Raw genomic sequence first — 24,463 nt, forward strand, 5'->3', positions numbered from 1 at the left:
TTTCGGCAGACCATTGTAGTCAGGAAGGCAACGGAATGGTCCATGACCTAAATGGATTCGACGGCGTTAAAGCGGGCGGGCAGGCACGCCTTCGGGTCGAGAATGCGACGATCTGTTACGAGAAACGCACGATCTCGGAGGCCCTGAGCGTCGAGATCCGCGATGGTACTTTCACCGCGATCATCGGGCCGAACGGCTGCGGGAAGTCCACGTTGCTGCGTTCGCTCGCACGAGTGCTCAGGCCGTCCGTCGGAGAAGTGGTGCTTGACGGGAAGGATATTTCTTCCTACCGGTCCAAAGAGGTCGCTCGTCGGCTCGGGTTGCTCCCTCAGAGCTCGCTGGCACCCGACGGGATTCGTGTCGCAGATCTCGTGGCGCGTGGCCGGGCTCCGTACCAATCTCTCTTTCAGCAATGGCGAAAGAGTGATGAGGACGCTGTGTCTGTTGCATTAGAGGCCACCGGTCTCAAGAGCCTTTCAGACCGTCTTGTCGATGAGCTATCCGGCGGGCAGCGTCAGCGCGTGTGGGTCGCCATGCTCCTTGCGCAAGACACGCCCATCATGCTCCTGGACGAACCCACTACGTTTCTCGACATCGCGCATCAGTATGAGCTGATGGAGTTGTTCCGTGACTTCCATGACCGTGGGAAAACGATCGTTGCGGTTCTGCATGATCTGAACCAAGCCGCCCGCTATGCCGATCAGCTGATCGTGATGCGTGAGGGAGAGGTCGTTACCTCTGGGGAACCCGCTGATGTCATTACTCCAGATCTGATGGAAAGAGTCTTCGGACTACGCTGCCTGGTCATACCTGATCCGGTCACTCATACCCCGTCCGTCGTCCCGCTCGATCCGCGCAATCCACGATCACCCGGCTAGTAGTCTGATTGTTTGGAGTATCGTAATATTGGAGAGTGGCTACTAATCTGCGGGACCTCGAACTAAAGCTCTCTGAGCTGACAAAGAGGGTAGAACAGCTTGAATCTGAACAGGGTGGCAAGCATCCGGCCTCAGCATCCGTTCCCGTATCTGAAGAAGAGCAGTTCTGGGCATTGCACGGGTTGCAGGCCCGGCTTGCTGACCATCCACGCACGGCCGGTGGTGCGGTCATGATTGTTGGCAGCGCCATCTTGCCAGACGGGACGCCAGTTGCCTGGCAGCCAAGCGCTGGGAGTGACGGTCTTCTCGAAACAGACTGGTCAGACTTGGCCGGGACACTTAGTGCGCTCGGGCACCCGGGCCGCCTGGAACTTATCCGTCACATTCTTTCTGGAGTACATGGCACTGCGGAGCTCGCTGAAATTACGTCGCTTGGAACCACGGGAAAACTCCACCACCACCTACGGCAGCTTGTGGCAGCTGGATGGGTGCGGCAGAGTGGCCGTGGCAGCTATGAGGTTCCTGCGGCCCGCGTAGTCCCACTGCTTGCTTGCCTGACGGGAGCGGAGCGGTGAAACGCGCAGTACTCGCGATTTACCGCGTGCGGGGACCGTTGTATTTTTTGGCGGCCGGGATTCTCATCGGTAACGCATTGTTTGGCCGGTTCCTCACACTGGAAACGGTGGCAACGTATCGGAATGCGCTGGTATGGGCTGCAATGGCACTGGCCGCGCTCTGTGTGGTGCTGACGTATTCGGGGCCTCGTGTTCTGCCCCAGGTCCTGTCACGCTCGGTGCGCGTCCCAGTGATGGGAAGATGGCAGGCGTTGAACAGCCCGGCGTCTGCCGTACCGAGCCATGGTGTTCGCGCTTACGGTCAGGCTTACGCGATAGACCTCGTGTATGACGACGTCCATGCGCCTCGTCCCGAGTTTGGTCGGGCGATGATGAGGGAACCGAACGAGTACCCAGCGTTCGGGCAACCCGTGTACTCCATGATCGAGGGGACGGTGGTGCGTGCTTCCGGTTGGCGGCGGGACCACCGCGCCCGATCGAACGCCTGGGGCGTTGCCTACATGATGATTGAAGGCGCCTTTCGGGAGTTGGGCGGTCCAGGGTGTGTGGTCGGTAACCATGTCGTCATTCGTGGTGACGAGGGAGTCTATGCAGTGGTCGCTCACCTGAAGCAGGGATCTCTGGCGGTGTCGGTAGGTGATCGCATCGCCGCGGGTGTCCTCGTGGGCTATTGCGGTAACTCGGGCAACAGCAGCGAACCACACGTGCATGCGCAGCTTATGGATCGCGCGTCGTTCTGGACCGGCCAAGGGGTCCCGATGGTGTTCGAGAATGTCACAGTCGGTGACGAATCTGCCGCCACGGTGCTTCCTGCGAACGGGGAATACCTCGCCACACAGTCCGATGGAGGGGCCTTCGGGGCTGCCATCGGACTGGGCGATACCATGTGATCTCGCTCATGATGGAATTATCCCGGTTATTTGGTTTTGTCGCGATAGGCGTAGTGCTTGTGCTGATCGCGCTCCTCATTGTCGTGATGACCGGCCCGTTCGTGAAGCATCTGCCGCGGTCCCAAGTTGTGCATTATGTGCCGCCCGCTGGGAGCGTAATCCACCACGGACTCGCGGTGCGCGCGGACCGCAGAGTCCTCGCTGCCGCTATCATTGAGCTCGTCGTTACGAGAAAAGTGCGCCTCCTTACAATGCCGGGCGCTCGCGGGCCAATTGCCCTGGAAGTACGGCCTAACGTGGAGCTCACTCCCGATGACCTTCGCTTCCTCCAAGCCTTGCGGCCAGCGCTCATCGGGAGGCGGCGGCGCCGTTATCTCGAAGCGCTTAAGGAAATCGGTATTCATGTCCAGGTTCCGGAAAAAGCTCCCGACATCTACTTCCTCAAAGGTAGGGGCGCTTTTCGTCTACAACAGCGAACCGGGCTGTCGAATTATTTCGATGCGGTTCGAAGAGAACTCGTCAGCGGTGGTCTAACTCACAAACGGCCGGTGAGCGTTCATCTCTACCTGCTCTCCCTGTTATTCCTCGCCGTCTGCATAATTGGCTTTTTGCTCGTCATCGGTGCGATCGTCCAAGGAGAGTGGAGCGGAGCGATCGTAATCGTACTCGTCGCGGTTGCGTTATTCGGTGTGCTCATGATTGCTCCGCCTCCGTTACTGCGGTTCACGCCGTTGGGGCGGGAACTGAGACGTTACCTGTCCGGGCTCCGTGATTATGTGCGATTGGCCGAACAAGACCGGTTGCGCGTATTGCAATCTCCTCAAGGAGCACTCCGCTTGCCCGCAGGCGCGCTCACACCGGGCGGTAAGGCACTCGGATTGAGACCGGCGCCGATCACTGATGACGTGGTTGCGCAGACGGAGCTTGATCGGTACTTGTTGATCGAGAAGTTACTTCCGTATGCAGTGCTGTTCAGGTGCGAGAAGCAATGGCAACGTGAATTCCAACAGCTTGGGAGCGCCGATGTCTCCGTGCAGAACCTGCATGCGTTGGAATCCACTCTCAATGGCGTTGCCGCCGTGTTCCAGGCGATTTCCATTGTGCTGCAGATTGCGCGCTTCATCGGCAGCGTGCTGTCGCTTTTCGCCCGCGGATAGCGGTAAAAATAGCGGATTGCCTGGTTAGCGGCCTGCCTCGACGGCGGTAGAAGCGGGAAGCATTTCTCGCAGGAGGTCGTCGAGCGTTATTACGCCGACGAGCTGCTCGTCGGCGACTACGGTCGCGAGCTGCACACGGTTCTTCCGCAGGTGCGCGAGTGCGTCATGTGCTGAGGCGTCCGGTGACACGACGAGCGCTTCGCGGGCCAACTCAAGCGCTGGGGTACTCGGCGCAGCAGTAAGGGTGTCTCGCACATGCGCGACACGAGCTGATGGTCCTTTTCCAACCAGGATGCGCAGATGGCCTGTTGCCGCTGCGACTCTTTGAACATCGGCCGCGGTCGCACCCATCGGGACGAAAGTTGGTCTCCGATCGGTACGAACAACGTCACCGACAGTAAGTGTGCTGAGCGCGATCGCTTTCGCGATTGGCTCGGAGTACTCCTGTTCGAGCGTTCCAACCGTGCGGGAATGAGCTACCAGTTCACGGATGGTGTCTGCATCCTGCCCGCCCACGGCGGCTTTTTCGACGGGCTCAACGCCGGATGCCTTTACGAGCTTGTTTGCGATGCGATTGATCCAGAGCAGAAACGGTCGCAGGGGCCAGGTCATCGCGCGCGCGAGAATGCTGGTTGCCTTGGCGGCTGTTTCAGGGTGGGCGATTGCCCATGATTTCGGCGCCATTTCGCCGATGACCAGATGCAAGAACGTGACAACGATGAGCGCCAGCACGAATGCAATGACATCAGCTAGAACGTACGGCAGGCCCCACTCCTCGAATACGGGGGAGAGAGCGTAGTCGATGGCTGGTTTCGTCACAGCGCCGAGGAGGAATGTGCAGGCGGTGATGCCGAGCTGTGCAAACGCGAGCATCACCGTGAGTTCGTTCATGCCTCGGAGTGCAGAGCGGGCCGCAGCACTCTTATCCGCTTCTTCTTCTAGCCGGTGTCGGCGTGCTGCAAGCAGCGCGAACTCGACGATGACGAAGAATGCGCTCGCAACGATCAGCGCGATCGTAATGATTGTTACTACCCACCAGCTCATCGGATCGTCCCTTCGTCGGAAAGAACGGATGGCTCATCGAGATTGGTCTCGTGCAGCTGCACAGTTACCTGTGACGGCACCAGGCGTGTTACCTCCGTGACTGTGATGTCGAGCCAGCGCTCGACACGCAAACCCTGTACCGTCTCAGAAAATCGTTCAGGAATGTCGATCCGCACGGTTGCATTAACAGGCATGAGATCGCCGTATTCGGCGACAATTAGCCCAGAGATGGTTTCGGAGTCGTGCCGATCTAACTCGTGGCCGATTAGCCGTTCCACCTCATCGAGATGCACGTCACCTGGAAGCGACCAGAGCCGATCGCCCATGCTCACGACCTCTGGCATATGAAGGTCGTGCTCGTCCGCGATCTCGCCAACAACTTCCTCGGTGAGGTCTTCAATGGTGAGGATGCCATCGAAATTGCCGTACTCGTCAACGACACAGGCGAGCTCATTTCGGGTCTGGCGCATCCGTTCCAGTGCCATGGGCAGCAACATGGAGGTTGGCAGGACGACTGCTTCGCGCATCACTTTCGATACGGCGGCATCATCTTCAACTTCCAAGCGGAGAAGATCAATGAGTTCTACGACTCCCACGGGAGAATCTTCTTCGCCCACCACGGGGTATCGCGTATGTCCGGTAGCCATCAACGCACGCACCTCGGCGACCGTTGTCTCGGGTGAGATCGAATCCGCACGGGAACGGGGCACCATTGCGTGTTCGACATCTCGTTGGGGGAAATCGAGAATTCGGTCGATGACTTTCGATAGATCCTCGGAGAGATCGCCACTCGCGCGAGACTCCTGGATGATGGCTTCTAAGTCACGTGCGGTGGCGCTTTCATCCACATCCTCGAGGGGTTCGATTCTGAAAAGTCGCAACAGTGCGTTTGCAGCTTTGTCGAAGAGCGTAATCATCCAACCGAAGAGCATGAGATAGATGCGTGTCGGGACTGCGAGAGCTCGAGCGAGCGGTTCCGGACTCGCGATCGCAAGGTTTTTCGGGTAAAGCTCGCCGAAGATCATCGTGACGATCGTGGCCAGCAATAGCGCCGCGATCGTTCCTATCAGCACCGAGATGGCCGGGTCGAGGCCAGCCCCGCCCAGCAGCGTGCCGATGGACTCGCCAATTAGTGGTTCGGCGACGTAACCAATCATGAGTCCCGTGACGGTAATGCCGAGTTGCGCGCCGGAAAGCATGAAGGACGTGCGCTTGGTGATCGCAAGGACACGGTTTGCTTGGGCATCGCCTTTCTCAGCTTTTGCGGCCATGCGGGAACGATCCACGGACATGTAGGCGAATTCTTGGGCAACAAAGAACCCGCACGCAACGATAATGGCAAGGGTGAGGAGAATCCCAAGGAGCAGAGTAAGCACTGCTTCTAGCACAGAGTTTCACCCCCTCTCACGTCACAGGGGTCGAGATCTCGACCCTCCTGGTCGTCGGAGGCAAGTGGCACGCTCACGGGTGTTCTTTCTCTAGGGCACGGGTGGGCGTGTCAATTCTAGGGGGCTTTCACCACTCACAGTTTTTAACGTCATGCCTTACGGTTGGCGTCATGCAGATTACTGTGCCCGATGATTGCGGGAACTCACCCCGGAACCTCCTCGTGAGTCAGTTCTCAGTGGACTGGGCAGCCGGGATGACCGAAAGTCTCCGGCCGTTGCTTGCTGATGATGTGCGGTGGGACATTTTCGGGGAGCCTGAGCTCGATGCAGAGACGGCCCTTTCGTTCCCGCAGGACATCCAAGAAATTGAGGTCTTTACCGCGATCAATCACGGCCGGGCTTCGTCATGCAATGGGCGGATGCTCGCGGGTGCACAGAGCATCGATTTCTGCCATGTGTTCCGTTTTTCAGGCGTGGCCAAAACCGCAAAAATCGTCCACATCCGCACCTACTTAGTGCGCGCCTGACCTCGCTAGGGTAAGGGGTCGAGGGAATCGATCCAATTGTGCACCGAGACAGGAGCTTTGAAGCATGACTTTCACCGTTTACCTTTCTGGCGAGATCCACTCCGATTGGCGCGACCAGATCCGTCGCGGCGCTGAATCCGCGGGACTTGACGTCACCTTCACTGCGCCGGTGACGGACCATCCCGCAAGCGACGCCGCTGGTGATCACCTCGGAGAAACCGGTACCCAGTTCTGGCGGGATCATCAATCCGCCAAAGTGAATGCGATTCGCACCCGCACCTTGATCCAACAGAGTGATTTGGTGGTGGTGCGCTTCGGCGATCAGTACAAGCAATGGAACGCCGCATTTGATGCGGGCTATTGTGCCGCGCTCGGCAAGCCATACGTGACGCTGCACGATGCGAACATCGTGCATGCGCTCAAGGAAGTCGATGCCGAGGCGCAGGCCTGGTGCACAACAACCGATCAAGTCGTGGAGACGCTGCGGTACGTGCTCCAAGCCTCGTAATGAGGCAAGCGCGATTGACGCAACAGCACCATTAACAAGAAACGAGAGTCAATGTCTGAGGTATTGCCGGCCTGCACTGAGTGTGCGGAGTCATACACCTATGAGCAAGGCGCGCTGCTGGTGTGCCCAATGTGTGGTCATGAATGGTCTGCGGATGCCGCGAGCTCCGATACGGAATCGGCCGAGACGGAGCGGGCGATCACGGATGCTGTTGGCAATCCGCTTGCCGACGGCGACACGGTCACGATCGCCAAGGACCTCAAAGTCAAGGGCGCAGGTGGTGGCACCCTAAAGGTCGGCACCAAAGTCAAGGGGATCCGCCTCATCGCTGACAGCGGTGACGGTCACGATATCGATGCCACGGTCCCCGGGTTCGGGCGCATGCAACTCAAGTCGAGTGTCGTGAAGAAGGTTCTCTGAACCGTGTGAGGATTAGTGCATGCCTCTTCATCTTGTAACCGGTGCTGGTTCCGGTATCGGCGCAGCAGTCACCCGAAAGCTCCTTGGCCGGGGTGACGGCCTCGTGTTGCTCGCCCGCGATAGCGCTCGCGCCGAGCAGCTTGCCGAAGAGTTCCCCGGGGCTGCGACCCTGGTTGGTGATTTGGCAGTGCCCTCGAAGTTGGGGGACGCATTGACGCAGCAGCAAGTGCCCGCACGCATCGACAGCGTGCTGCACATCGCAGGTGTCGTTGACCTTGGTCGAGTGGCCATGACCTCGGTCGATGTCTGGGAACGAACCATGGCGGTCAACCTGATTGGGCCAGCCGAGCTCACGAGGCTCGTGCTGCCGCAGATCCGTGCGGCACACGGCCAGGTAGTGTTCGTGAACTCTGGTGCGGGGCTGCGGACTTCACCTGATTGGGGCGCCTACGCGGCGTCGAAGCACGGGCTCAAAGCGCTCGCCGACGCACTACGAACAGAAGAACGCGACCACGGTGTGCGGGTGACCTCGGTATATCCCGGACGTACCGACACACCAATGCAGCAGCGCGTGTTCCAGCAAGAAGGACGCGAATACGACACGACTGGGCTCATCGATCCAGAGTCGGTCGCGACCACGATCCTGGCGGCACTTGACTTGCCTCGGGATGCGCAGGTGACGGACCTGCAGGTCCGGCCCGGCACCGCGAATGGCTAAGTTGGCGCGGACCGACTCCGACTCCGACTCCGCTTAGAGCCCTGCGAGGGCCGTCAGCCGGTTGCACCATGGCACGATTCAGCATCCACGGCTCTCGCGGCCGGATCCAACAAATCGAGTTTGGATCGACCCCGTGCGAAAGCAACCAGACGCACGCATCCGTCGCGGTCTGGCCGGAGCCGACGACCACGTATTCGTCGGCAGAGTGCCCGAGACGAGCCAGATCATTGACCGGGATGACTCGAGCATCGTCAGCATCGTCAGCAACGTCGAACGGTGGTCGGGTCTCCGCAGGGATGCGCGGGGCAAGATAGTGCGCGTCGACAATCCGGCAGCGCTCGGGGACTTCAAATTGTTCGCCTGAGACAAGCGAAACGAACGTTCGGTCGCCGAGATACTCACACGCGGAGAAGAGCTCCACGCGGTCAGATTCAAGGAACCGATTATTCAGAATGCTTTCGTAGTAGGCGCATACTTCGAATTTGCTCGCACGTTCATACAGGCCAGTTTCCGGTCCGCGATGCTGCACAAGACCGTCACCGAGTGGCGTGGACGCGACCCCGTAGAACAGCGAGGCCTGATGGAGCCGTACGAACGGATACGCCTCTAGCCAGTGCCCGCCTGCGCCATGGCGTCGGTCGACCATTGCTACTCGCGCCCCATCGGCGTGGTCGATCAGGGCATCGGTAAACGCCATTCCGATGGCTCCGGCACCCACAACGAGATAGTCAGCATTGACGGTGCGGGTCACGGATTAATGGACGCACTGGCACGCCCTGCATACAAGGTGGTAGCGCTGGGCATTCGGCTAGTAGCCTTAGTCCATGTCTGCTGACGCCGGTAGCCCCGGCGGTTCCACTGAGCATCCGGCAATCTTCTTTCGTGACGCCGGCGAGTTTCGCGCGTGGCTCGAGCGCCATCACGACACCGAAACCGAACTCTGGATGGAAATCAGGCGGGCACACGTCGAAGATCGCGGTCTCACTTGGGCCGATGCGGTGATTGAGGCGCTGTGCTTCGGATGGATCGACTCGGTGTCGCAACGGATCAATGACGATAGTCGCCGGCAACGCTGGACCCCGCGCGCGGCTCGGAGTACCTGGTCGAAGGTGAACATCGCGCATGTCGAGCGACTCACGGCCGAGGGACGTATGCATCCATCTGGCATCGCAGCGTTCGAACGTCGCTCCACCGACCGGTCTGGTATCTACTCGCATGAGAATCCGGATGCGGACCTTACTTCGGAGCTCCAGGCAATCGTCGATTCGTCTCCCGGATGCGTCGCATTCCTCGCCGAAGCCACCGCCGGTTATCTCAAGGCCGTGCGCCACTGGATCGTGGCAGCGAAACAGCAGACTACGCGGGAGCGCCGCGCGCGGCAGCTTGTCACTTGTTGCGAAGCGGGTGAACTCATTCCGCCCCAGCGTCCCGGACGTACACCGGCCTGGCTCACCCGCGCGGCATCTGCGGCCCAACGAACAATGAATGGACAAGATCAGTCGGTCTAGAGGATTGGCGGCGCCGATGGCTGGGACTCGTCGAGGCCGCGGCGCCGCAGTTCTTGGCGCGCACGGTCAAGGCCACCGTGTTCGAGCGCGGCCAACCGAGTTTGTCCGCGCCAGACCAAGCGGCCGAAACGGTACACGGTTACCTCGAGATCACCTACAAGGTGTTCGAGGTCACCCGGCACATTGCGATGCTCGCTCGGTAGCGGCACCGGCAGGATGTAGGCCTGACTAAGCGGAGCGCTCGCGGTGACCGCGATGCGCCATCCAAAACCGCGCCCGGAAAGCCGCCAGCGCTCATCCCAGGTGCGCGTCCGCACGGGACTCACCACAGGATCACCCAACCGAATCACGCGACCATTTGGAAGGCGCACTACGAGCGCCGTAACCTCAACCCGCATCCGGCCGGTGGTCACTAGGCCTCCGGCGAACGCGACACAAGCACCGGGCTCTTTGAACCCTTGGGCCTGGCCCCACCACCAAGACTCTGGAAAGCCCTCACGGCCCCAGTTCTTTTCGGCGTAAACGCGCGCATTGTTGAACTGCCAGGTTTCGCCTCCCACGACGGCGATGCCAGATGCTCGTCCACTCAACAGCCAGGGATGCCAATACTGGTTGAGATTAGGAATCACCTGAAACACGCTCGAACCGCCAAGTCTTCGACGTGGCCACGGGTCAAGTGCGTCAAACTCGAGATCGAGCCGAGCATCCGGGCCGAGGTTCACACGCAAGAAGCGGTCGTTTCCCTCGAAACTGGAGGAATTTTCGTCCGAGACGCCAGCGCGAACCCCCAAACCGTGCGGGTCCGTCCATGACCCGACCAGCGCATCCGTATGCACGAATCCGGCGGGCCAAGCCGCGAGGCCAACTGTCGCCCACGGCCCGCGCGGTCCGAGATTGGCGCCGCACAGCGCGATCAAGACCCGACCGGATTCAGGATCGGTGATTCGCCAGAAGTAGCCCTCCATCGCCACGCCCCGGTGTGCTCGTGTGGGGGAGCCGAACGGCAAATCAGCGCCGGTTCCTCGATACCGCTCTAGGAGTCCCATGCGAGGCAGTAGACCACAGCAGGGTTGGTTTCGTCCGAGCACCGCGAGTTGGCTGGGTTGAGTATGGTGTCGGGCAGGCTTTGAAGCAGACGACAGGCTCGTCGTGAAATGGAGGATGCTGTGGAACTGAGCATGGAAAAAGGCAACGAATTTGTCGAGCAAACGCAGTCAGCCGAGGGAGCAGCGGCGTGGAAGCAGCAATTGGACGAGTTCGCCCCGGGTGCATCTGATTGGGTGGTCGGCGCGGTCTTCGGTGGGACCTATCAGCGTGACGGAATCGAGTTGCGTGACCGGCAGATGTTGAACATGGCAGCGCTCGCGGCCATGGGCGGAACGGAACCGCAGCTCACCGGTCACATCAAAACGGCAATCGATGTTGCGGGCATGACCAAGGAAGAAGTGGCGGAGTGCTTCGTGCACCTCATGCCGTATATCGGGGTGCCGAAGACGCTGGCGGCAATGCGCTGCATGAAGGCAGCAGGCGAGTGAACCCTCATGGGAACGTTGAGTTACACCGTCACCATTTCGGTTGATGGCTATGCCGCGGATGCGAACGGCGAGTTTGACTGGTCGGCGCCGACTGACGAGGTTTTCCAAGCGCACATTGACCGGATGTTTGATGTCTCCGCCGAGGTGCTGGGCCGCAAAACATACCAGCTGATGACCTATTGGGAGCGCGACGACGAGTCCTGGGGTGAAGCGGAGTGGGAGTTTGCCAGACGCTGGCGCGATATCGACCACATCGTCGCCTCCTCAACCCTCGCGCCCAGCGACTTGGTGTCGAAACGGGCGCGACTCGTGCCCCAACTTTCGCTCGCGGAGCTTGAACAGATCGTCAGAAACGCGCCCAAAGAGGTGGAGATCTTCGGCCCGACCACCGCCGCGCCGGCCATCCGAGCTGGGATGGTAAATGACTTCCGGTTCTTTGTCGTGCCGAAAATCGTCGGCGGTGGATTGCGCGCGATCCCGAGTGACGTGCGGCTCGATCTGCGACCCGCCGAGCAACGAACCTTCAGTAACGGTGCGGTGTATCTGCACTACACGCGTTCCGGTTAGTCCGTTTCAAAGTAGAGGGATGCGTGCGTCTTGCAGCCGGGGTTGAAGGCAGCTTGGCAATTCGGGCAGTCAGCGGTCGCCAGGTACGCGGTCACCGTAATTTCCCGGCCGCAGGATCCGCATAACACTGCTTCATCATCGAAGCGGGATGCAGGCCAGGGGACAGCGGGATGGTCAGCGAGTTCTTCGTGGCAGAGGTGGCAGGGGTAGTACTGATTGCAGCACACGTGCTTGATCGCGATGATGTCGATGTCTTGGTGATAATGCTTGCAGCGTGTCCAGGCATCACCGCCGTAGACGGGGATCCCTTCGACGAAGCTCGGTATTGATTGCTCAGTCACTGTGCACTTCCTCCGCTTCGAGTAGCTTGCTGACGGTCGAACTACCCTTCAGCCCTGAACCAGTGAGGAGCACGACCGTCCTGTCCGCTGGAGAAATAGTGCCACGCTCGAGGAGCGAAGTGAACCCAGCGGCCGCCACAGCACTCGTAGGCTCAACAAAAAGACCGCGGGAACACAGGGCACGCAGCGCCGACACGATCTCGGCCTCGCTGACGGATACGGTCCCGCCCGCGGTGCCGCGCACGGCGGCAAGCATCTGTGACAGTCGAAGAGGCACTGCGATCGACGTTCCCTCTGCGATCGTGGGGACGACCGGGCGGTCAACGTCGGCGGAGAACGCGGCGTCCACGGGGGAGCAATTGAACGGCTGGGCGGCGAACAGCCGCGGTAACTTCCTGATCTGCCCGGCCGCGAGCAATTCTTGGAACCCGAGCCAGCATCCGAGCAAACTGCTGCCCGCACCCACTGGCACAATCACATTGTCGGGCGCCTGGAAACCCAGGTCCTCCCAGAGCTCATAGGCGAGGGTCTTTGTGCCTTGGAGGAAGAACGCCTGCCAGTTATGGCTCGCGTAGAACGCGCCCTCGCTCGCTTGCCGGATTGCCTCGTGCTGGGATTCGATACGCGGGCCTTCGACCAACTGCACGTCCGCGCCGTAGGCACGAACCTGAGCGATCTTGCCCGGCGACGTCGTGGCGGGCGCGAAAATCTTGACGCGCATCCCACCGGCGGCTCCGTAACCGGCTACCGAGGAGCCGCCGTTGCCGGAGCTGTCTTCCAGCACCGATTGGATGCCATGGTGACGTAAGTAGGACAGCATGACGCTCGTGCCGCGATCTTTGAAACTCCCGGTGGGATTCAGAAAATCGAGTTTGAAGAGCGACTCGCTCGCGGCATCCCAACCCTGCCTGAGCAGGGGCGTGCGGCCCTCACCGAGCGAAATGGGCGAAGGAATCTCGACCGGCAGCGCCGCCCGATAGCGCCATAGCGAGGGCTCCGAAGCGTCGATGTCTTCGCGCGAAATGCCGCGACCCGGCTCGAGCCACAGCGGTCGGCCAGCATCAGACCGCCACCGCGGCACGTCGATGTCGTACGTGCTGCCGTCAATCGGGTCCAAATACGTGCTCATCGTCCCAAACTAGCGGGTGAACTACTGCAGGAATACCTGATTTGTCGCCTTATCAGACTCCTGCTGAGTGTTACCGTTAAGACCCTGGTATCCCTCGTGTTCCGAGGGGTAAATCACTGACAAAGGAGTCAGCGTGACCCACAATCCAGTTCATACAAGCGTCCGCGAGCGCAATAAAGTTCTCGCCGCGGTCGTGGTTGGCACCACCGTCGAGTGGTACGACTTTTTCATCTATGCCTTCATGGCCAACCTCGTCTTCGCGCAGCTCTTTTTCGAGCCGGCAGGCCCAGGGTTGGCCCAGATCATTGCTTTGGTCTCCATCGGTATCTCCTTCCTCTTCCGACCTCTCGGTGCGTTCCTAGCCGGTCACTTCGGTGACCGGATTGGTCGACGACCGATGCTGGTGCTGACGCTCTTCCTTATGGGCGCGGCGACCACGCTCGTGGGTGCGCTGCCGACCTACGACATGATCGGTGTCTTCGCGCCCATCATGCTGCTGTTGCTGCGCATCCTGCAGGGGCTGTCGGCCGGCGGTGAGTGGGGTGGCGCGGTGCTCATGGCCATCGAGCACTCGCCCAAACACCGGCGCGGTCTGTACGGTTCATTCGTGCAATCCGGTGTGCCGATCGGCATGCTGCTCGCCACCGGTATTCTGGCCGCTGTGCGTGCGCTCTTCCCCGGGGAATCTTTCCTCGAATGGGGCTGGCGAATCCCGTTCTTCATTTCCATCATCCTGGTCGTGCTCGGGTACATCGTTCGTCGATCTGTGGAAGAGTCGCCGGTCTTCCAGGAGATTAAGGAGACTGCCCAACAAGAGTCGGCGCCGATCGTGCAGGTATTCAAGCGCTACGGCTTGATTGTGCTGTTCTGTGCGCTCGTCTTTATGGGCAATAACGCTGTCGGCTACATGACCACCGGTGGCTATATTCAGGGACTTGCCTCCCGCACCGTCGAAGAGGGCGGGTTTGGCTTTGACCCGGTTGGTGTCCAGCTGGCGAACCTTGCCGGTGCCGTCTCCTGGCTGATATTCACCTATGTCGCGGGTTGGTTGTCGGACAAGATCGGCCGAAAACCGCTCTACTACATCGGATGGGTCGCGCTTATTGCCGGTGTGATCCCGCTGTTCCAGCTGTCCTCGATCGACGTGGCGGGCGTGGCCTGGGCCGTAACCATCCTGGGCGTTGGTCTCGGCCTCACCTACGGCGCGCAGGCGGCTTGGTACGCCGAATCCTTCCCCGCTTCGGTCCGGTACTCGGGTGTTTCGATCTCATACGCCATCGGTGCCGTGATTGGTGGGGCGTTCGCGCCAACGATCGCGCAGGCGCTGCTGCAAGCCACCGGTTCCACCTGGGCCATCGTGGTCTATTTGCTTGCCACGATTGTGATCTCGCTGGTCGGTACGACGCTGCTGCGTGACCGCACGCAGATTCCACTCTCGATCGAATTCGAGAACGAGGGGAACTGGGCACACTGGAAGAAGGGAGACCCCGATCCCACCGCGATAAGTTCGGGTGCAGGTCACTAGGATTGTTCGCATGGGCGGGAAGAACGAGATCACCGAGGGCCACACCGGGGTCAACGCTAAAGACATTAAGACGACGCCGACCGAGCGCAATCCACTCGACTTCATTGAGTCGCTCGACACCGAGCGAAGGATTGTGCACGGTCGGCTGCTGCTCGACCTTTTCAACCGGGTCACCGGCGCGGAGCCGGTCATGTGGGGCCCGACGATGATTGGGTACGGCCAGATCCATTACAAGTACGCCACCGGCCGCGAGGGTGACTGGTTCAAGCTCGGCTTTAGCCCGCGCAAAGCGAAACTGTCACTCTATGGGCTCACGGAAAGCCCCGAGTCACAGGCGCTTCTGCCCAGCCTTGGGAAACACACGCTCGGGGCCTCTTGTCTCTACGTGAATAAACCCGAAGACATCGATCTGGAGGTTTTGGAGGAACTTATTCGGCTCGCATGGAATGCGGAGGTCGGCGGCGGCCACTGAGCGGCTCAGCGACTACGCTGAGCGCATGCCTTATCCAAAACGCGATAACCCGGACGACTATTTCGACAGGCTTGAGCCGCACCAGCGCCCTCACCTCGACCAACTGCGGGCCATCAGCAATGAGTACGTCGACCGGGTCAGCGAAGAACTCCGTTGGAACCAGCCCGCGTACATCGCTGACGGGACACAGTGGATGCTGCAGGCCTTCAAGAACCACTGCTCGCTTCGCTTCACACCGGCATTCTTCGAGTCTTGGCAGCAGACTGTGGCCAATGCCGGCTACGAGCACGGAGCAGGATTCCTCAAGATTCGGTACGACCAAGAGGTACCGGCGGACCTTTGCCGCCAACTGATCGACGCAAAGTTGTCCGACGCAAAACTGAGTGAGTAGCTGCTCGGCGTAGCATTGCTCGGGTGTTGAGTTCCGCATTGCGAAGGGCAGACCACGCCCTGAAATCACTGTCACCGGGCTATTTTGCGCTGGTGATGGCAACGGGCATCGTGTCGATCGGCCTGCGCGAGAGCGGTTTCGACGTGGTCGCGCACTCACTGCTGGCATTTGCGGTGCTGGCCTATGTGTTTTTGGCCGTGCTCTACGTGCTTCGCTGGGTGCGCTACCGCCCCGAGGTGATGCGAGACCTGCGGGATCCGGAAAAGTCTTTCGGCTATTTCACGATTGTGGCCGGTACCGGGGTGCTCGCCGTGGGGCTCCTCGATACCCGCTTTTCTGGTGCATCCGTCGCCTTGATGGGGCTCGCCGCGCTGATTTGGTTCGTGCCGGGACTCTCTACGCCGATCGGCATGCTCGCGGTGCTGTCTTGGTCAGTGGGCGCGCTGCTCTATGCGGGTATCGCGGTCTTGATCATTCTGCGTATTGTGCATCTTGGGCTTAGCGCGGCGGAATTCGAGCCCACCTACTGGGTTTCCATGGGCGCCTTGGCAATTTCAGTGGTCGCGGGCACCGGCATTATCGATATGACCGCCACACCCATGGTGCAAGCTGCCGGGGCCTTCATCGGTGGCACCGTAATCAGTTTTTGGTGTTTTGCTGCCTGGCTGATCCCCATGCTGCTTGCCGCGGGAGTGTGGCGGCACATACTCAATCGTGTCCCGCTGCGCTATACCCCTGGGCTGTGGTCGATGGTCTTCCCACTCGGGATGTTCGCGGTGGCTTCGATGACAGAGCGCTAGTGCGGCTCCGTCATCGCCAGTAGCTTCGGATAGGCGCTCGGGAGATCTTCCGTCAGCACTTTTTCGTCATAGGCGGATGCGCAGGCGAGGCCTTCAGCGGCATAGCGCACGATTGCAATCTGCTGTGGGTCGAGGCCATCCTGCGCGAGGAAGTCGCGCCAGTAGGCGTTGTCTTCGAGGTTCAATTCGTGCACGCCGGGGAGGTTCTCCAAATAGGTCCCGAAATCTGCGTAGCTGGCGAATTCGGCGCGGATGGGGGAGTCGGGTGCGCACAGGGCACGCACGTAGGCTCGCAGCGCCTTTCCGGGATGATTTTCGGAGAGGTCAAGGCGCGTGCTGACGGCGGCACGCAGCCCCTCGAAATAGTCCCGCATGACTGCAAGCAGGAGTTCGTCCTTATTCGCGAAGTGATGCAGCAAACCGCTCTTTGACACGCCCGCGACCTCGGCCACCTGCTGGAGTGTCGCGGCGGTACCGCGTTCGGTCACAACCGTCCTGGCGGCGGTGAGAATCGCGGCACGCGTACGTTCGGTATTTCTGGACTTATCGCTCGTAGTCATCGCACAACCTCAATCTGGCCGGTGTCCTCGCTCACGCGGATCCTGCGCGGAATTGTTCGCCAAGCAAAGATACCCGTAAGGATCAGCACCACCGCGGCGACGAGCGAGGTGACCTGCATTGCCCCGGTAAAACTCTCCTGCAACGCCGGAATAAGCGAAGGGTTGGCGACCGCAACGGCTTCAAGCCCCGAAGCGAGCGACTCTGTAGCAGCGTGCCGGTCGGCGGCCGACAGCGCCGAGAGATCCGGGAGCCGCATCCGGTACTGGGCGGTCAAGAGCGAACCCAACACCGCAATGCCGAGCGCGACACCGAGCTCATAGGCCGTCTCAGAGATCGCGGATGCCGCACCCGCGCGAGCCCGGGGGACCGACCCGACCACTGCATCCATTGCGACCGTTTCTGCCAGGCCGATTCCGAAACCCATGATGAGCAAGCCCGTGATGATGCCCGCAAGGCCCGGCATCCCCTCCGCATAGGAGATCACCGCGAAACCGATGCCGGTGAGGATCAAACCGAGACCGGTGGCGCCGCCGACCCCCAGCCGTGACACGACGAAGGACACCACGACCACCACAACCATCATGGCGAGCATCGCGGGAAGCTCCGTCAATCCGGCCTGCAGCGGTTCGAGGCCGCGCACGAGCTGGAGGTACTGGGAGAAGAAAAACAGCATCCCACTGAGCGCGAAGATCGCGAAACCGATGGATATCACCGCGCCGCGGAATGCGGGCACCTTGAAGAGCTCGAGATCGACCATCGGCACCGGCAAACGCTTTTGACGGCGCAGGAAGAGCCAACTCGCGAGCAATCCCAAGGCGATCGCGGCGAAGAGCATCCAGTCGAATTTCGCACTAAAGACATGCTTGACCGCAAAGACCAAGGGCACGATGGCCGCGATCGAAAGGATGCTGGAGAGCCAGTCGACCTTTTGCGGATGCGGGTTCTTTGACTCGGGCAGCAGGAAGAGACCGGCAGCAACGAGTACGAGCATCACCGGGATATTGATGAGGAAGACCGAACCCCACCAGAAATGCTCGAGGAGGAAGCCACCCACGAGGGGCCCTACGGCGGCACCGCCGGAGGCGCCAGCTGACCAGATGGCAATGGCGCGGGTGCGCTGCGCTGGGATCGCGAACATGTGTCGCACGATCGACAGCGTGGAAGGCATTAGAGTCGCGCCGCTGAGGCCCAGGATCGCACGAGCGGCAATCAACACCTCGGCATTCGGAGCAAAGGCGGCGAGCGCCGACGCCAACCCAAACCCGACGGCGCCGATCAGCAGAAGCTTCTTGCGCCCAATCGTGTCCGCGACGTTGCCCATGGTGATGAGCAGGCCCGCCAGCGCAAAGGAATAGATATCGCCGATCCACAGCAGCTGATTCGCGGTGGGGTCGAGGGCGGCGCTCAGCGCGGGGACGGCAAGGGAGAGCACGGTGCCGTCAATGGCGAGCAGCACCACGGCGAGCACGAGCACGCCCAGGGCTGCCCATTCGCGGGCACCCGCGCGCGGTGAAGGCGGTCGTAATTCGAACATGAGGTCCATAGTACAGACCAAATAGTCGGTTGTGGAATTGGTGTCGCTAGCGAATCTCGAAGACACCGTCAGCGTCACGCTGATTGGCCGTGTCGCGCTCGAGTTCGGTCAGCGGGGTGACCCCGACCGACTCGACCCGAGCCGCGGGTGGGCCCTGCTCACACCACGCCAGAAGTGCATCCACCGCCTCAGTGGAGCCGTGGAATTCCGCTTCCACGCGACCGTCAGCGAGGTTCCGCACCCAGCCGGTGACACGGCGATCCTCGGCAGCTTGGCGGGTGGAATAGCGATAACCGACACCTTGCACCCGGCCAGAAATGACCACGTGGACTGATTTCATGACTCGCTCCTTATTCTCGGTTGGCCTCGTCGGATTCCTCATCGGTGAGCACCTCGATTGCGAGCACTCCCGGCAGTTCGGTGAGCGTTTCGACCAATTCCCCCTGTCCCATTGGGCGGAGGAGTCGAAAGGTCATTGTGGCTTCGACAATCGTGTGTTCCCTTCCAGGAATGCGGGCGGTGCTGTGCAGGCTTGCCGTGTAGCCGAGGCCGGACGCAGCTGCGAGGATGGTGCGCAAGATGCCTTGGCCGTCAAAGTATTCGAATCGCAGGGTGCGCTCGCGGTGGGGTTCGCGAATCTTGCGCACCACCACGGTCATGAGTGTCACGGAGAGGAGGTACAGCAGTACCGCTATCCCCGCGATTACCGGCATTCCCGCCCCGCACGCCATACCGATCGATGCTGTGACCCAGATCGATGCCGCCGTGGTGAGCCCGGCAACCACGCTTTGGCGCACGAAAATCACCCCGGCACCGAGGAAACCGATTCCGGTAACCACCTGCGCGGCGATCCGTGCGGGGTCTTGTGGCGGGTCACCGGTGGTCATTCCGCTGAAGCCGTAGACCGAAACGAGCGTGAAGAGCGCGGCACCGACTCCGACCAGGATGTGTGTGCGAGCACCGGCGCTCTTGTGTCGAAATTCTCGCTCGATCCCAATCACCGCGGCGAACACGAAGGCAATCAGCAGCAGCACAATTTGGCTCAGCGTCGAATCGTCGAACAACACAAACTCCATGTGCGGCTCCTTCCACATGAAGCGATCACCGCGTGCTGGGACAATCAGTGTAGGCATTGCGGCCGAAATATCGCCGAACCATTGCTCGTCGTTGGAGGTGGCCCATGCGGGATAGCGCGCAAGACCGCGTCAGCGCGGCCATGCTGGCAGTGTCACGGGCCGATTTCCTCCCGGCCTCCCAGCGCGGTCGCGCCGACTATGACGGCCCAATCAGGATCGGCTTCGGTCAAACCAACTCACAACCCCGCACGGTCGCCTCGATGCTGCGGCTGCTGGATGTACAACCCGGCCAACGGGTGCTGGATGTGGGTTCGGGGTCCGGGTGGTCAACGGCGATTCTCGCCGAGTTGGTGGGGCCGAGCGGGCAAGTGATTGGCGTCGAGCGAGTTCCGGAACTCGTCGAGCGTTCTCTGAAGGTCTTGGCTGCGCGTGCCAAAGCGAGCGCGGCGGCCTGCCCCACGCCAGAAATCTGCCAGGCCCAGCCGGGAGTCCTCGGGTGGCCGGAGGCTGCGCCTTTTGACCGCATCCTCGTCTCGGCCGAGGCGCGAGAACTACCCGAACAACTTGTTGAGCAGCTCGCGGTGGGTGGCCGACTGGTGATTCCGGTTCGGAAAACCATGATGCTGGTCACGAAGGATGCGGACGGTATAGCAGTGACGCACCACGGCGCCTATGTGTTTGTTCCGCTCATTGAAGATTGAGGTCACGCGCTGAGGCAGGCACGGTGTCGGGCCGAATCTGCAGCGGTCGGCCCTACCATCGAGGCATGACGACGACTGTCACTTCGGATTTTGCCACCGCGACCACCGCAGAAATCGACGCTGCCTTCGCGACCGCACGGCGCATCCAACCGGACTGGGCCGCAACGCCGCTGCGCGAGCGAGCTCGCGTCCTGACTCGCTTTGCCAGGCTCGTGCTCGACCACGAGACTGAACTGTTAGACCTGATCCAAGACGAGACCGGTAAGGTCCGGCGGGATGCATTCGAAGAGTTTACTGACGTGGTGCTTTGGACGAGCCACGTGGCAAGCCGCGGCCCGGGGATGCTCGCACCGAAGCGGCGTCGCGGTGCGATTCCACTATTGACGAAGACCACGGAATTGCCGCGACCGAAGGGCGTGATCGGTGTGATCACGCCGTGGAACTACCCGTTCACGCTGCCGGTGACCGACTCGGTGCCAGCACTGCTGGCAGGGAACGCCGTGGTACTGAAACCGGATAGCCTCACGCCCCGAATAGCGCTGCGAGTGCTTGAACTGCTCGAAGAAGCAGGGCTTCCGGAGGGACTCTTGCAGATTGTTCTCGGCCCCGGCGCCGAGGTTGGAGGAACGGTGATTGCTCGAGCCGATTTCGTGATGTTTACCGGGTCGACTGCGACCGGGCGGGTGATTGCCAAGCAGTGCGCCGAGCGGCTGATTGGTTTTTCGGCGGAACTTGGCGGGAAAAACCCGCTGCTTGTGCTCTCGGATGCCGAGCTATCGAAGGCTATCCCCGGGGCAGTGAGCGCGAGTTTCTCCAACGCTGGGCAGCTGTGCGTATCGATCGAGCGCATCTACGTGCACGCGAACCACTGGGAAGCGTTTGTAGCTGGCTTTGTGGACCGGGTCGAGCAGCTTCGACTCGGCGCGGGACGCGATTGGGAACTCGATGTCGGGCGGCTCATTAGCGCGAAACAGCTCGACGTCGTGAGGCGGCAGGTGGCGGATGCGGTGGGTAAGGGTGCGCGGGTGCTCACCGGTGGGGAGGTTCGGACGGACCTGGGTGAGTTGTTCTATGCGCCGACCGTGCTCACCGGGGTTGAGGAAGGCATGACACTGCACCGTGAGGAGACCTTTGGACCGGTGGTGAGTCTGTACCGGGTGGACTCTGATGAGGAAGCGATTCGCCTGGCGAATGACAGCGACTACGGGCTCAACGCGAGTGTGTGGTCTCGCGCTCGCGGTCAGTGGGCCGCCGCGCAGCTCGAATCGGGTACCGTGAACGTCAATGAGGGGTACGCACCGGCGTGGGGATCGTATGGAGCCCCGATGGGCGGCATGAAGCAATCCGGGCTCGGGCGTCGGCACGGCGCTGAAGGCATTCTGAAGTACACCGATTCGCAGACGGTTACCGAGCAACGTTTGGTGCCGATCGCGGGCCCCGAGGGTTTTGGCCACGAGCGTTGGGCGCGCATCATGTCGGCCGGCACGCGGCTGCTGCGGAAAATAAACTAAACAGACAGGGGATCGGGCATGAGCAGTAAACTTCGCGGGCGAACCCTGCTGATCACCGGTGGCGGCAGCGGTATCGGCCGGCTTATGGCCATCAAGGCAGCCGAGCGTGGCGCCAGGGTTGTGATTTGGGATCTTTCGGTGGATGCGGGGCTTGCGGTGCGGGATGAAATTCGTCGGAGTGGGGCCAGCGCCGAGTCATTCGCGGTTGATGTTTCGGACCGCGAGGAGGTGGCGCGTGCTGCGACCGCGACTGGCGCGGTGGATGTGCTCATTAACAACGCCGGTGTGGTTACGGGTAAGCGTCTCCTCGAAGCCTCGGCAGATGAGATCGAACGTACCTATCGGGTCAATGTGCTCGCGCTGTATTGGGTGACGCGCGCCTTTCTCGGGGACATGATTGAGCGTCGTCGAGGAACGGTGGTGACGATCTCGAGTGCCGCTGGCATAGTCGGGGTGGCCAAACAAACCGACTATTCGGCGAGCAAGTTTGCCGCATTCGGTTTCACCGAATCCTTGCGACAAGAGCTGCGCAAGGATCGCACTCGCGTGCGCACACTCACCGTGTGTCCCTACTACATCGATACCGGCATGTTCGAGGGCGTACGCACCCGGTTCCCACGACTGCTCCCAATTCTCGATGCAGACGACGCTGCTGTCCGGATTATTCGCGCCATTGAGCGAGGGAAGCGGCAGCTGGTGATGCCCCCGTTTGTGCGGGTTATTCCGATTACCAGGATGCTGCCGACACGGGTGTTTGACTTCCTAATGGACTTCGTTGGAGTCAACAGCACCATGGACCATTTCGTCGGTCGCGATGAGAACGCCCTGGCAGAGAAGTGAGTGCCACATGAACGGTCACGAGGTTCAGGAATTTGGGATTCGACTGGCAAACCTCTTGCCTGCGGTGACGCAGACGAATCCGTTTGGGCCGGAGACGGAAGTGTTTAGAGTCGCGGACCGAGTGTTCATGTTGACCTCGGAAATCGGTATGGGCGAGGTGGTCTCCCTCAAATGCGAGCCCGAATATGGCTTGGCGCTCCGCCAGGAACACGAGTCGATCATCCCGGGCTACCACCTCAATAAGCGTCACTGGATTTCGATCGCGGGTGGCGCATCCATCACTGAAGAATTGCTGCGTGATCTGGTGATCAATTCTTATGAGCTGGTTATTGAAAAACTGCCGAAGAAACAGCGGCCGCTTCGAGCGGTCATTGATGAAACGTATGCCACGCTCCCGGCTGAGTTCGGGACGCCCGGGTTCCTGTAGCGGGATCGTTTAGTTCTGCGCCGGAGCGAGATCCGGCAGATCCGATCGAAACTGCGAAACTGCGATCAGGCCGATCAGCAGTACACCGATCGGCAGCAGCATGGCGTTTCCCATCGCCGAAGAAATATCGGTGGTCTGCGCTCCCACCTGCATTACGGCACCGAGTGAAGCAGAACCAATCGCGGCACCGACCTGCCGGGCGGTGTTGTAGAACCCCGAGCCCGCACCGATTAAGTGGCGGGGGAGGCCCCGCATCGAAATGGTCGAGTTCGAGGACCAGCACAGTGCGTTGGATGCGCCAAGCAGCACGATCGGGATCAGCAGCCACCAGGGTGCGATGCCGGGGCGCATCAGACTTGCGAAGAGGACCATTGCGGTGATCAGCGAAGAAAAGCCAATCATCGAGACAATGCCCGGGCGCAGCTTATCCGCGAGTCGCCCAACGATGGGCGCGAGGCTAATCGACACGATCGCCATCGGCATGATCAGGAGCCCCGCAAGCTGCGAGGAAAGCCCAGCGCCGGACTGCAAGTGCAGCATGATCGGCAGCTGGATGGAATAGACGGTGAACCCAAGGGTGGTCACCGAAATAGCGCCAAGGGTGAAATTGCGAATCGAGAAGAGCTCGAGCGGCATGAGCGCCGGCAACTGCAATCGGGATGCCCGGCGCTGCAGCAGCACGAAGACCACGGCCGCGATGAGCCCCAAAGCGAGGACACCCCAGATCCACACCGGCCAGCCGGTCTCCGGTCCCTGCTGCAGGGTAAAGACCACGGCGAATACCGCCACGATCGAGATCACCACGCTCGTGAGATCGATTCGCGCCACCGCGGTCGGCAGCTTCGGCACCCAGCGCAGCGTCATCACCAAGGCGAGCAAGCCGAGCGGCACATAGAGCAGAAATACCCACCGCCAGCCGGCCGTGCCGACAATGACACCACCGAGTACCGGACCGATGAGCCCCGAAGACCCCGCAACAGCGCTCCACACACCCATCGCCGCACCACGGCGATGCTTCGGGAAGATCTGATTGATCACGCTGAAGGGCTGCGGATTCATCAGCGACGCCCCGAGCCCCTGCACCGCCCGCACCACGATGAGCATCTCAATTGTGGGGGCGAAGAAACACGTCAGCGCCGAGGCGACGAAGAGCGCAAGCCCGATCGCGTAAATATTGCGCTGTCCGAAGCGGTCACCGAGTCGTCCGGTGACGAGCAGGGGAGCGGCGAACATCAGCAGGTAGATCGCCGAGACCCACACCACCTGGTTCACGCTGGCGTCGAGGTCCTCACGAATGTGCGGAATTGCGACCGCGACGAGCGACTGATCAACCATGGTCGTGAATAGGCCGATACAGAGCGCGGTCAGCGCACGCCATGCTTGTCGCTTGGGAATTATTGGCGCTTCGGTAGTGGGCATCCTCTCCACCATAGGCATTGC

General features: G+C 60.9%; 29 protein-coding genes. 19 read left to right on the forward strand and 10 right to left on the reverse strand.

The annotated features are described in order from the left end of the window. Positions 1 to 35: 35 nt before the first annotated feature. The 3 genes from F8O05_RS05615 to F8O05_RS05630 all read left to right on the forward strand — a co-directional run bounded on the left by F8O05_RS05615 (position 36) and on the right by F8O05_RS05630 (position 3,500). The gene (locus F8O05_RS05615; protein WP_158052079.1) at positions 36 to 878 is read left to right on the forward strand and encodes an ABC transporter ATP-binding protein; all 843 of its coding nucleotides are present in this window, start codon (positions 36 to 38) and stop codon (positions 876 to 878) included. A gap of 571 nt (positions 879 to 1,449) precedes the next feature. Beyond that, positions 1,450 to 2,343, forward strand: a complete 894-nt coding sequence (locus F8O05_RS05625; protein ID WP_225735764.1) for a M23 family metallopeptidase — start codon at positions 1,450 to 1,452, stop codon at positions 2,341 to 2,343. 8 nt (positions 2,344 to 2,351) lie between these two features. Beyond that, the gene (locus F8O05_RS05630; protein WP_158051790.1) at positions 2,352 to 3,500 is read left to right on the forward strand and encodes a DUF2207 domain-containing protein; all 1,149 of its coding nucleotides are present in this window, start codon (positions 2,352 to 2,354) and stop codon (positions 3,498 to 3,500) included. Positions 3,501 to 3,524: 24 nt separating this feature from the next. Here F8O05_RS05630 and F8O05_RS05635 read toward each other — a convergent pair whose 3' ends face one another. Together F8O05_RS05635 and F8O05_RS05640 are read right to left on the reverse strand one after the other, a co-directional pair. Continuing rightward, positions 3,525 to 4,544, reverse strand: coding sequence for a CNNM domain-containing protein (locus F8O05_RS05635; protein ID WP_158051791.1), 1,020 nt, complete (start codon positions 4,542 to 4,544; stop codon positions 3,525 to 3,527). Continuing rightward, positions 4,541 to 5,920 (reverse strand): hemolysin family protein, encoded by a 1,380-nt coding sequence (locus F8O05_RS05640; protein WP_318655810.1) that lies wholly within the window; start codon positions 5,918 to 5,920, stop codon positions 4,541 to 4,543. The genes F8O05_RS05635 and F8O05_RS05640 overlap by 4 nt, the downstream gene beginning before the upstream one ends. 266 nt (positions 5,921 to 6,186) lie before the next feature. Here F8O05_RS05640 and F8O05_RS05645 point away from each other — a divergent pair, with 266 nt between their 5' ends. The 6 genes from F8O05_RS05645 (at position 6,187) to F8O05_RS05670 (ending at position 9,613) form a co-directional block, all read left to right on the forward strand. Then, on the forward strand, positions 6,187 to 6,459 hold the full coding sequence (locus F8O05_RS05645; RefSeq protein WP_158051793.1) for a hypothetical protein: 273 nt from the start codon (positions 6,187 to 6,189) through the stop codon (positions 6,457 to 6,459). Positions 6,460 to 6,523: 64 nt separating this feature from the next. Then, positions 6,524 to 6,967 (forward strand): YtoQ family protein, encoded by a 444-nt coding sequence (locus tag F8O05_RS05650; protein WP_158051794.1) that lies wholly within the window; start codon positions 6,524 to 6,526, stop codon positions 6,965 to 6,967. A 51-nt stretch (positions 6,968 to 7,018) separates the two neighbouring features. Continuing rightward, complete coding sequence (locus F8O05_RS05655; protein ID WP_158051795.1) at positions 7,019 to 7,387, forward strand: zinc ribbon domain-containing protein YjdM; 369 nt, start codon at positions 7,019 to 7,021, stop codon at positions 7,385 to 7,387. Between the two features lie 19 nt (positions 7,388 to 7,406). Continuing rightward, the gene (locus F8O05_RS05660; protein ID WP_158051796.1) at positions 7,407 to 8,105 is read left to right on the forward strand and encodes an SDR family oxidoreductase; all 699 of its coding nucleotides are present in this window, start codon (positions 7,407 to 7,409) and stop codon (positions 8,103 to 8,105) included. 133 nt (positions 8,106 to 8,238) lie between these two features. Further along, positions 8,239 to 8,469, forward strand: a complete 231-nt coding sequence (locus tag F8O05_RS14950) for a hypothetical protein (RefSeq protein WP_225735790.1) — start codon at positions 8,239 to 8,241, stop codon at positions 8,467 to 8,469. 460 nt (positions 8,470 to 8,929) lie between these two features. Next, positions 8,930 to 9,613, forward strand: a complete 684-nt coding sequence (locus tag F8O05_RS05670; protein ID WP_158051797.1) for a YdeI/OmpD-associated family protein — start codon at positions 8,930 to 8,932, stop codon at positions 9,611 to 9,613. Here F8O05_RS05670 and F8O05_RS05675 read toward each other — a convergent pair. Continuing rightward, positions 9,610 to 10,659: a tocopherol cyclase family protein gene (locus F8O05_RS05675; RefSeq protein WP_158051798.1), complete on the reverse strand. Its 1,050-nt coding sequence runs from the start codon at positions 10,657 to 10,659 to the stop codon at positions 9,610 to 9,612. The two genes, F8O05_RS05670 and F8O05_RS05675, sit on opposite strands and share 4 nt — an antisense overlap. A 132-nt stretch (positions 10,660 to 10,791) precedes the next feature. Here F8O05_RS05675 and F8O05_RS05680 point away from each other — a divergent pair, with 132 nt between their 5' ends. Beyond that, on the forward strand, positions 10,792 to 11,148 hold the full coding sequence (locus tag F8O05_RS05680; RefSeq protein WP_225735765.1) for a carboxymuconolactone decarboxylase family protein: 357 nt from the start codon (positions 10,792 to 10,794) through the stop codon (positions 11,146 to 11,148). Between the two features lie 6 nt (positions 11,149 to 11,154). After that, complete coding sequence (locus tag F8O05_RS05685) at positions 11,155 to 11,715, forward strand: dihydrofolate reductase family protein (RefSeq protein ID WP_158051800.1); 561 nt, start codon at positions 11,155 to 11,157, stop codon at positions 11,713 to 11,715. Here the strand turns inward: F8O05_RS05685 and F8O05_RS05690 are convergent. Together F8O05_RS05690 and F8O05_RS05695 are read right to left on the reverse strand one after the other, a co-directional pair. Beyond that, positions 11,712 to 12,056 (reverse strand): CHY zinc finger protein, encoded by a 345-nt coding sequence (locus F8O05_RS05690; protein ID WP_225735766.1) that lies wholly within the window; start codon positions 12,054 to 12,056, stop codon positions 11,712 to 11,714. The two genes, F8O05_RS05685 and F8O05_RS05690, sit on opposite strands and share 4 nt — an antisense overlap. Beyond that, entirely contained in the window at positions 12,049 to 13,185 is a 1,137-nt protein-coding gene (locus F8O05_RS05695; RefSeq protein ID WP_158051801.1) for a threonine synthase, read from the reverse strand. Before F8O05_RS05695 ends, F8O05_RS05690 begins: the two co-directional genes overlap by 8 nt. Positions 13,186 to 13,318: 133 nt before the next feature. On the opposite strand from F8O05_RS05695, the gene F8O05_RS05700 reads away from it, so the two are divergent. Genes F8O05_RS05700 through F8O05_RS05715 form a run of 4 tightly spaced genes read left to right on the forward strand, consistent with a single transcriptional unit; the run spans position 13,319 to position 16,373 of the window. Then, positions 13,319 to 14,710 (forward strand): MFS transporter, encoded by a 1,392-nt coding sequence (locus F8O05_RS05700; RefSeq protein ID WP_158051802.1) that lies wholly within the window; start codon positions 13,319 to 13,321, stop codon positions 14,708 to 14,710. A gap of 10 nt (positions 14,711 to 14,720) precedes the next feature. Beyond that, on the forward strand, positions 14,721 to 15,182 hold the full coding sequence (locus F8O05_RS05705; RefSeq protein WP_158051803.1) for a DUF1801 domain-containing protein: 462 nt from the start codon (positions 14,721 to 14,723) through the stop codon (positions 15,180 to 15,182). 25 nt (positions 15,183 to 15,207) lie between these two features. Then, on the forward strand, positions 15,208 to 15,573 hold the full coding sequence (locus F8O05_RS05710) for an iron chaperone (protein ID WP_158051804.1): 366 nt from the start codon (positions 15,208 to 15,210) through the stop codon (positions 15,571 to 15,573). A 23-nt stretch (positions 15,574 to 15,596) separates the two neighbouring features. Continuing rightward, positions 15,597 to 16,373 (forward strand): tellurite resistance/C4-dicarboxylate transporter family protein, encoded by a 777-nt coding sequence (locus F8O05_RS05715; protein ID WP_225735767.1) that lies wholly within the window; start codon positions 15,597 to 15,599, stop codon positions 16,371 to 16,373. Here F8O05_RS05715 and F8O05_RS05720 read toward each other — a convergent pair. The 4 genes from F8O05_RS05720 to F8O05_RS05735 are packed head-to-tail and all read right to left on the reverse strand — an operon-like array spanning position 16,370 to position 19,544. Further along, entirely contained in the window at positions 16,370 to 16,933 is a 564-nt protein-coding gene (locus F8O05_RS05720; protein ID WP_158051805.1) for a TetR/AcrR family transcriptional regulator, read from the reverse strand. The two genes, F8O05_RS05715 and F8O05_RS05720, sit on opposite strands and share 4 nt — an antisense overlap. Further along, complete coding sequence (locus F8O05_RS05725; RefSeq protein ID WP_158051806.1) at positions 16,930 to 18,468, reverse strand: MFS transporter; 1,539 nt, start codon at positions 18,466 to 18,468, stop codon at positions 16,930 to 16,932. Before F8O05_RS05725 ends, F8O05_RS05720 begins: the two co-directional genes overlap by 4 nt. A gap of 46 nt (positions 18,469 to 18,514) precedes the next feature. Continuing rightward, entirely contained in the window at positions 18,515 to 18,808 is a 294-nt protein-coding gene (locus F8O05_RS05730) for an acylphosphatase (protein ID WP_158051807.1), read from the reverse strand. 10 nt (positions 18,809 to 18,818) lie between these two features. Continuing rightward, the gene (locus F8O05_RS05735; protein ID WP_158051808.1) at positions 18,819 to 19,544 is read right to left on the reverse strand and encodes an MgtC/SapB family protein; all 726 of its coding nucleotides are present in this window, start codon (positions 19,542 to 19,544) and stop codon (positions 18,819 to 18,821) included. Between the two features lie 104 nt (positions 19,545 to 19,648). Between F8O05_RS05735 and F8O05_RS05740 the strand changes: the two genes are divergently transcribed. The 4 genes from F8O05_RS05740 (at position 19,649) to F8O05_RS05755 (ending at position 23,023) form a co-directional block, all read left to right on the forward strand. Further along, complete coding sequence (locus tag F8O05_RS05740) at positions 19,649 to 20,245, forward strand: protein-L-isoaspartate O-methyltransferase family protein (protein WP_158051809.1); 597 nt, start codon at positions 19,649 to 19,651, stop codon at positions 20,243 to 20,245. 65 nt (positions 20,246 to 20,310) lie between these two features. Next, positions 20,311 to 21,756 carry a succinic semialdehyde dehydrogenase gene (locus F8O05_RS05745; protein WP_158051810.1) on the forward strand — a complete coding sequence of 482 codons (1,446 nt, stop codon included), beginning with the start codon at positions 20,311 to 20,313 and terminating at the stop codon, positions 21,754 to 21,756. An 18-nt stretch (positions 21,757 to 21,774) separates the two neighbouring features. Beyond that, entirely contained in the window at positions 21,775 to 22,596 is an 822-nt protein-coding gene (locus F8O05_RS05750) for an SDR family oxidoreductase (protein WP_158051811.1), read from the forward strand. A gap of 7 nt (positions 22,597 to 22,603) precedes the next feature. Then, positions 22,604 to 23,023 carry an MmcQ/YjbR family DNA-binding protein gene (locus F8O05_RS05755; RefSeq protein WP_158051812.1) on the forward strand — a complete coding sequence of 140 codons (420 nt, stop codon included), beginning with the start codon at positions 22,604 to 22,606 and terminating at the stop codon, positions 23,021 to 23,023. A 9-nt stretch (positions 23,024 to 23,032) separates the two neighbouring features. Here F8O05_RS05755 and F8O05_RS05760 read toward each other — a convergent pair whose 3' ends face one another. Continuing rightward, positions 23,033 to 24,442, reverse strand: a complete 1,410-nt coding sequence (locus F8O05_RS05760; RefSeq protein ID WP_158051813.1) for a DHA2 family efflux MFS transporter permease subunit — start codon at positions 24,440 to 24,442, stop codon at positions 23,033 to 23,035. Positions 24,443 to 24,463 lie beyond the last annotated feature (21 nt).

The sequence above is a fragment of the Gulosibacter chungangensis genome (assembly GCF_008831155.1).
Taxonomy (GTDB): domain Bacteria; phylum Actinomycetota; class Actinomycetes; order Actinomycetales; family Microbacteriaceae; genus Gulosibacter; species Gulosibacter chungangensis.

What these genes read in the sequence shown, in the direction of transcription:
- F8O05_RS05615 (WP_158052079.1), top strand. Translation starts at nt 36, where the DNA reads ATGGTCCATGACCTAAATGGATTCGACGGCGTTAAAGCGGGCGGGCAG.
- F8O05_RS05630 (WP_158051790.1), top strand. Translation starts at nt 2,352, where the DNA reads ATGATGGAATTATCCCGGTTATTTGGTTTTGTCGCGATAGGCGTAGTG.
- F8O05_RS05635 (WP_158051791.1), bottom strand. Translation starts at nt 4,544, where the DNA reads ATGAGCTGGTGGGTAGTAACAATCATTACGATCGCGCTGATCGTTGCG.
- F8O05_RS05645 (WP_158051793.1), top strand. Translation starts at nt 6,187, where the DNA reads ATGACCGAAAGTCTCCGGCCGTTGCTTGCTGATGATGTGCGGTGGGAC.
- F8O05_RS05650 (WP_158051794.1), top strand. Translation starts at nt 6,524, where the DNA reads ATGACTTTCACCGTTTACCTTTCTGGCGAGATCCACTCCGATTGGCGC.
- F8O05_RS05655 (WP_158051795.1), top strand. Translation starts at nt 7,019, where the DNA reads ATGTCTGAGGTATTGCCGGCCTGCACTGAGTGTGCGGAGTCATACACC.
- F8O05_RS05660 (WP_158051796.1), top strand. Translation starts at nt 7,407, where the DNA reads ATGCCTCTTCATCTTGTAACCGGTGCTGGTTCCGGTATCGGCGCAGCA.
- F8O05_RS05670 (WP_158051797.1), top strand. Translation starts at nt 8,930, where the DNA reads ATGTCTGCTGACGCCGGTAGCCCCGGCGGTTCCACTGAGCATCCGGCA.
- F8O05_RS05675 (WP_158051798.1), bottom strand. Translation starts at nt 10,659, where the DNA reads ATGGGACTCCTAGAGCGGTATCGAGGAACCGGCGCTGATTTGCCGTTC.
- F8O05_RS05680 (WP_225735765.1), top strand. Translation starts at nt 10,792, where the DNA reads ATGGAAAAAGGCAACGAATTTGTCGAGCAAACGCAGTCAGCCGAGGGA.
- F8O05_RS05685 (WP_158051800.1), top strand. Translation starts at nt 11,155, where the DNA reads ATGGGAACGTTGAGTTACACCGTCACCATTTCGGTTGATGGCTATGCC.
- F8O05_RS05695 (WP_158051801.1), bottom strand. Translation starts at nt 13,185, where the DNA reads ATGAGCACGTATTTGGACCCGATTGACGGCAGCACGTACGACATCGAC.
- F8O05_RS05705 (WP_158051803.1), top strand. Translation starts at nt 14,721, where the DNA reads ATGGGCGGGAAGAACGAGATCACCGAGGGCCACACCGGGGTCAACGCT.
- F8O05_RS05710 (WP_158051804.1), top strand. Translation starts at nt 15,208, where the DNA reads ATGCCTTATCCAAAACGCGATAACCCGGACGACTATTTCGACAGGCTT.
- F8O05_RS05720 (WP_158051805.1), bottom strand. Translation starts at nt 16,933, where the DNA reads ATGACTACGAGCGATAAGTCCAGAAATACCGAACGTACGCGTGCCGCG.
- F8O05_RS05725 (WP_158051806.1), bottom strand. Translation starts at nt 18,468, where the DNA reads ATGTTCGAATTACGACCGCCTTCACCGCGCGCGGGTGCCCGCGAATGG.
- F8O05_RS05730 (WP_158051807.1), bottom strand. Translation starts at nt 18,808, where the DNA reads ATGAAATCAGTCCACGTGGTCATTTCTGGCCGGGTGCAAGGTGTCGGT.
- F8O05_RS05735 (WP_158051808.1), bottom strand. Translation starts at nt 19,544, where the DNA reads ATGGAGTTTGTGTTGTTCGACGATTCGACGCTGAGCCAAATTGTGCTG.
- F8O05_RS05740 (WP_158051809.1), top strand. Translation starts at nt 19,649, where the DNA reads ATGCGGGATAGCGCGCAAGACCGCGTCAGCGCGGCCATGCTGGCAGTG.
- F8O05_RS05745 (WP_158051810.1), top strand. Translation starts at nt 20,311, where the DNA reads ATGACGACGACTGTCACTTCGGATTTTGCCACCGCGACCACCGCAGAA.
- F8O05_RS05750 (WP_158051811.1), top strand. Translation starts at nt 21,775, where the DNA reads ATGAGCAGTAAACTTCGCGGGCGAACCCTGCTGATCACCGGTGGCGGC.
- F8O05_RS05755 (WP_158051812.1), top strand. Translation starts at nt 22,604, where the DNA reads ATGAACGGTCACGAGGTTCAGGAATTTGGGATTCGACTGGCAAACCTC.
- F8O05_RS05760 (WP_158051813.1), bottom strand. Translation starts at nt 24,442, where the DNA reads ATGCCCACTACCGAAGCGCCAATAATTCCCAAGCGACAAGCATGGCGT.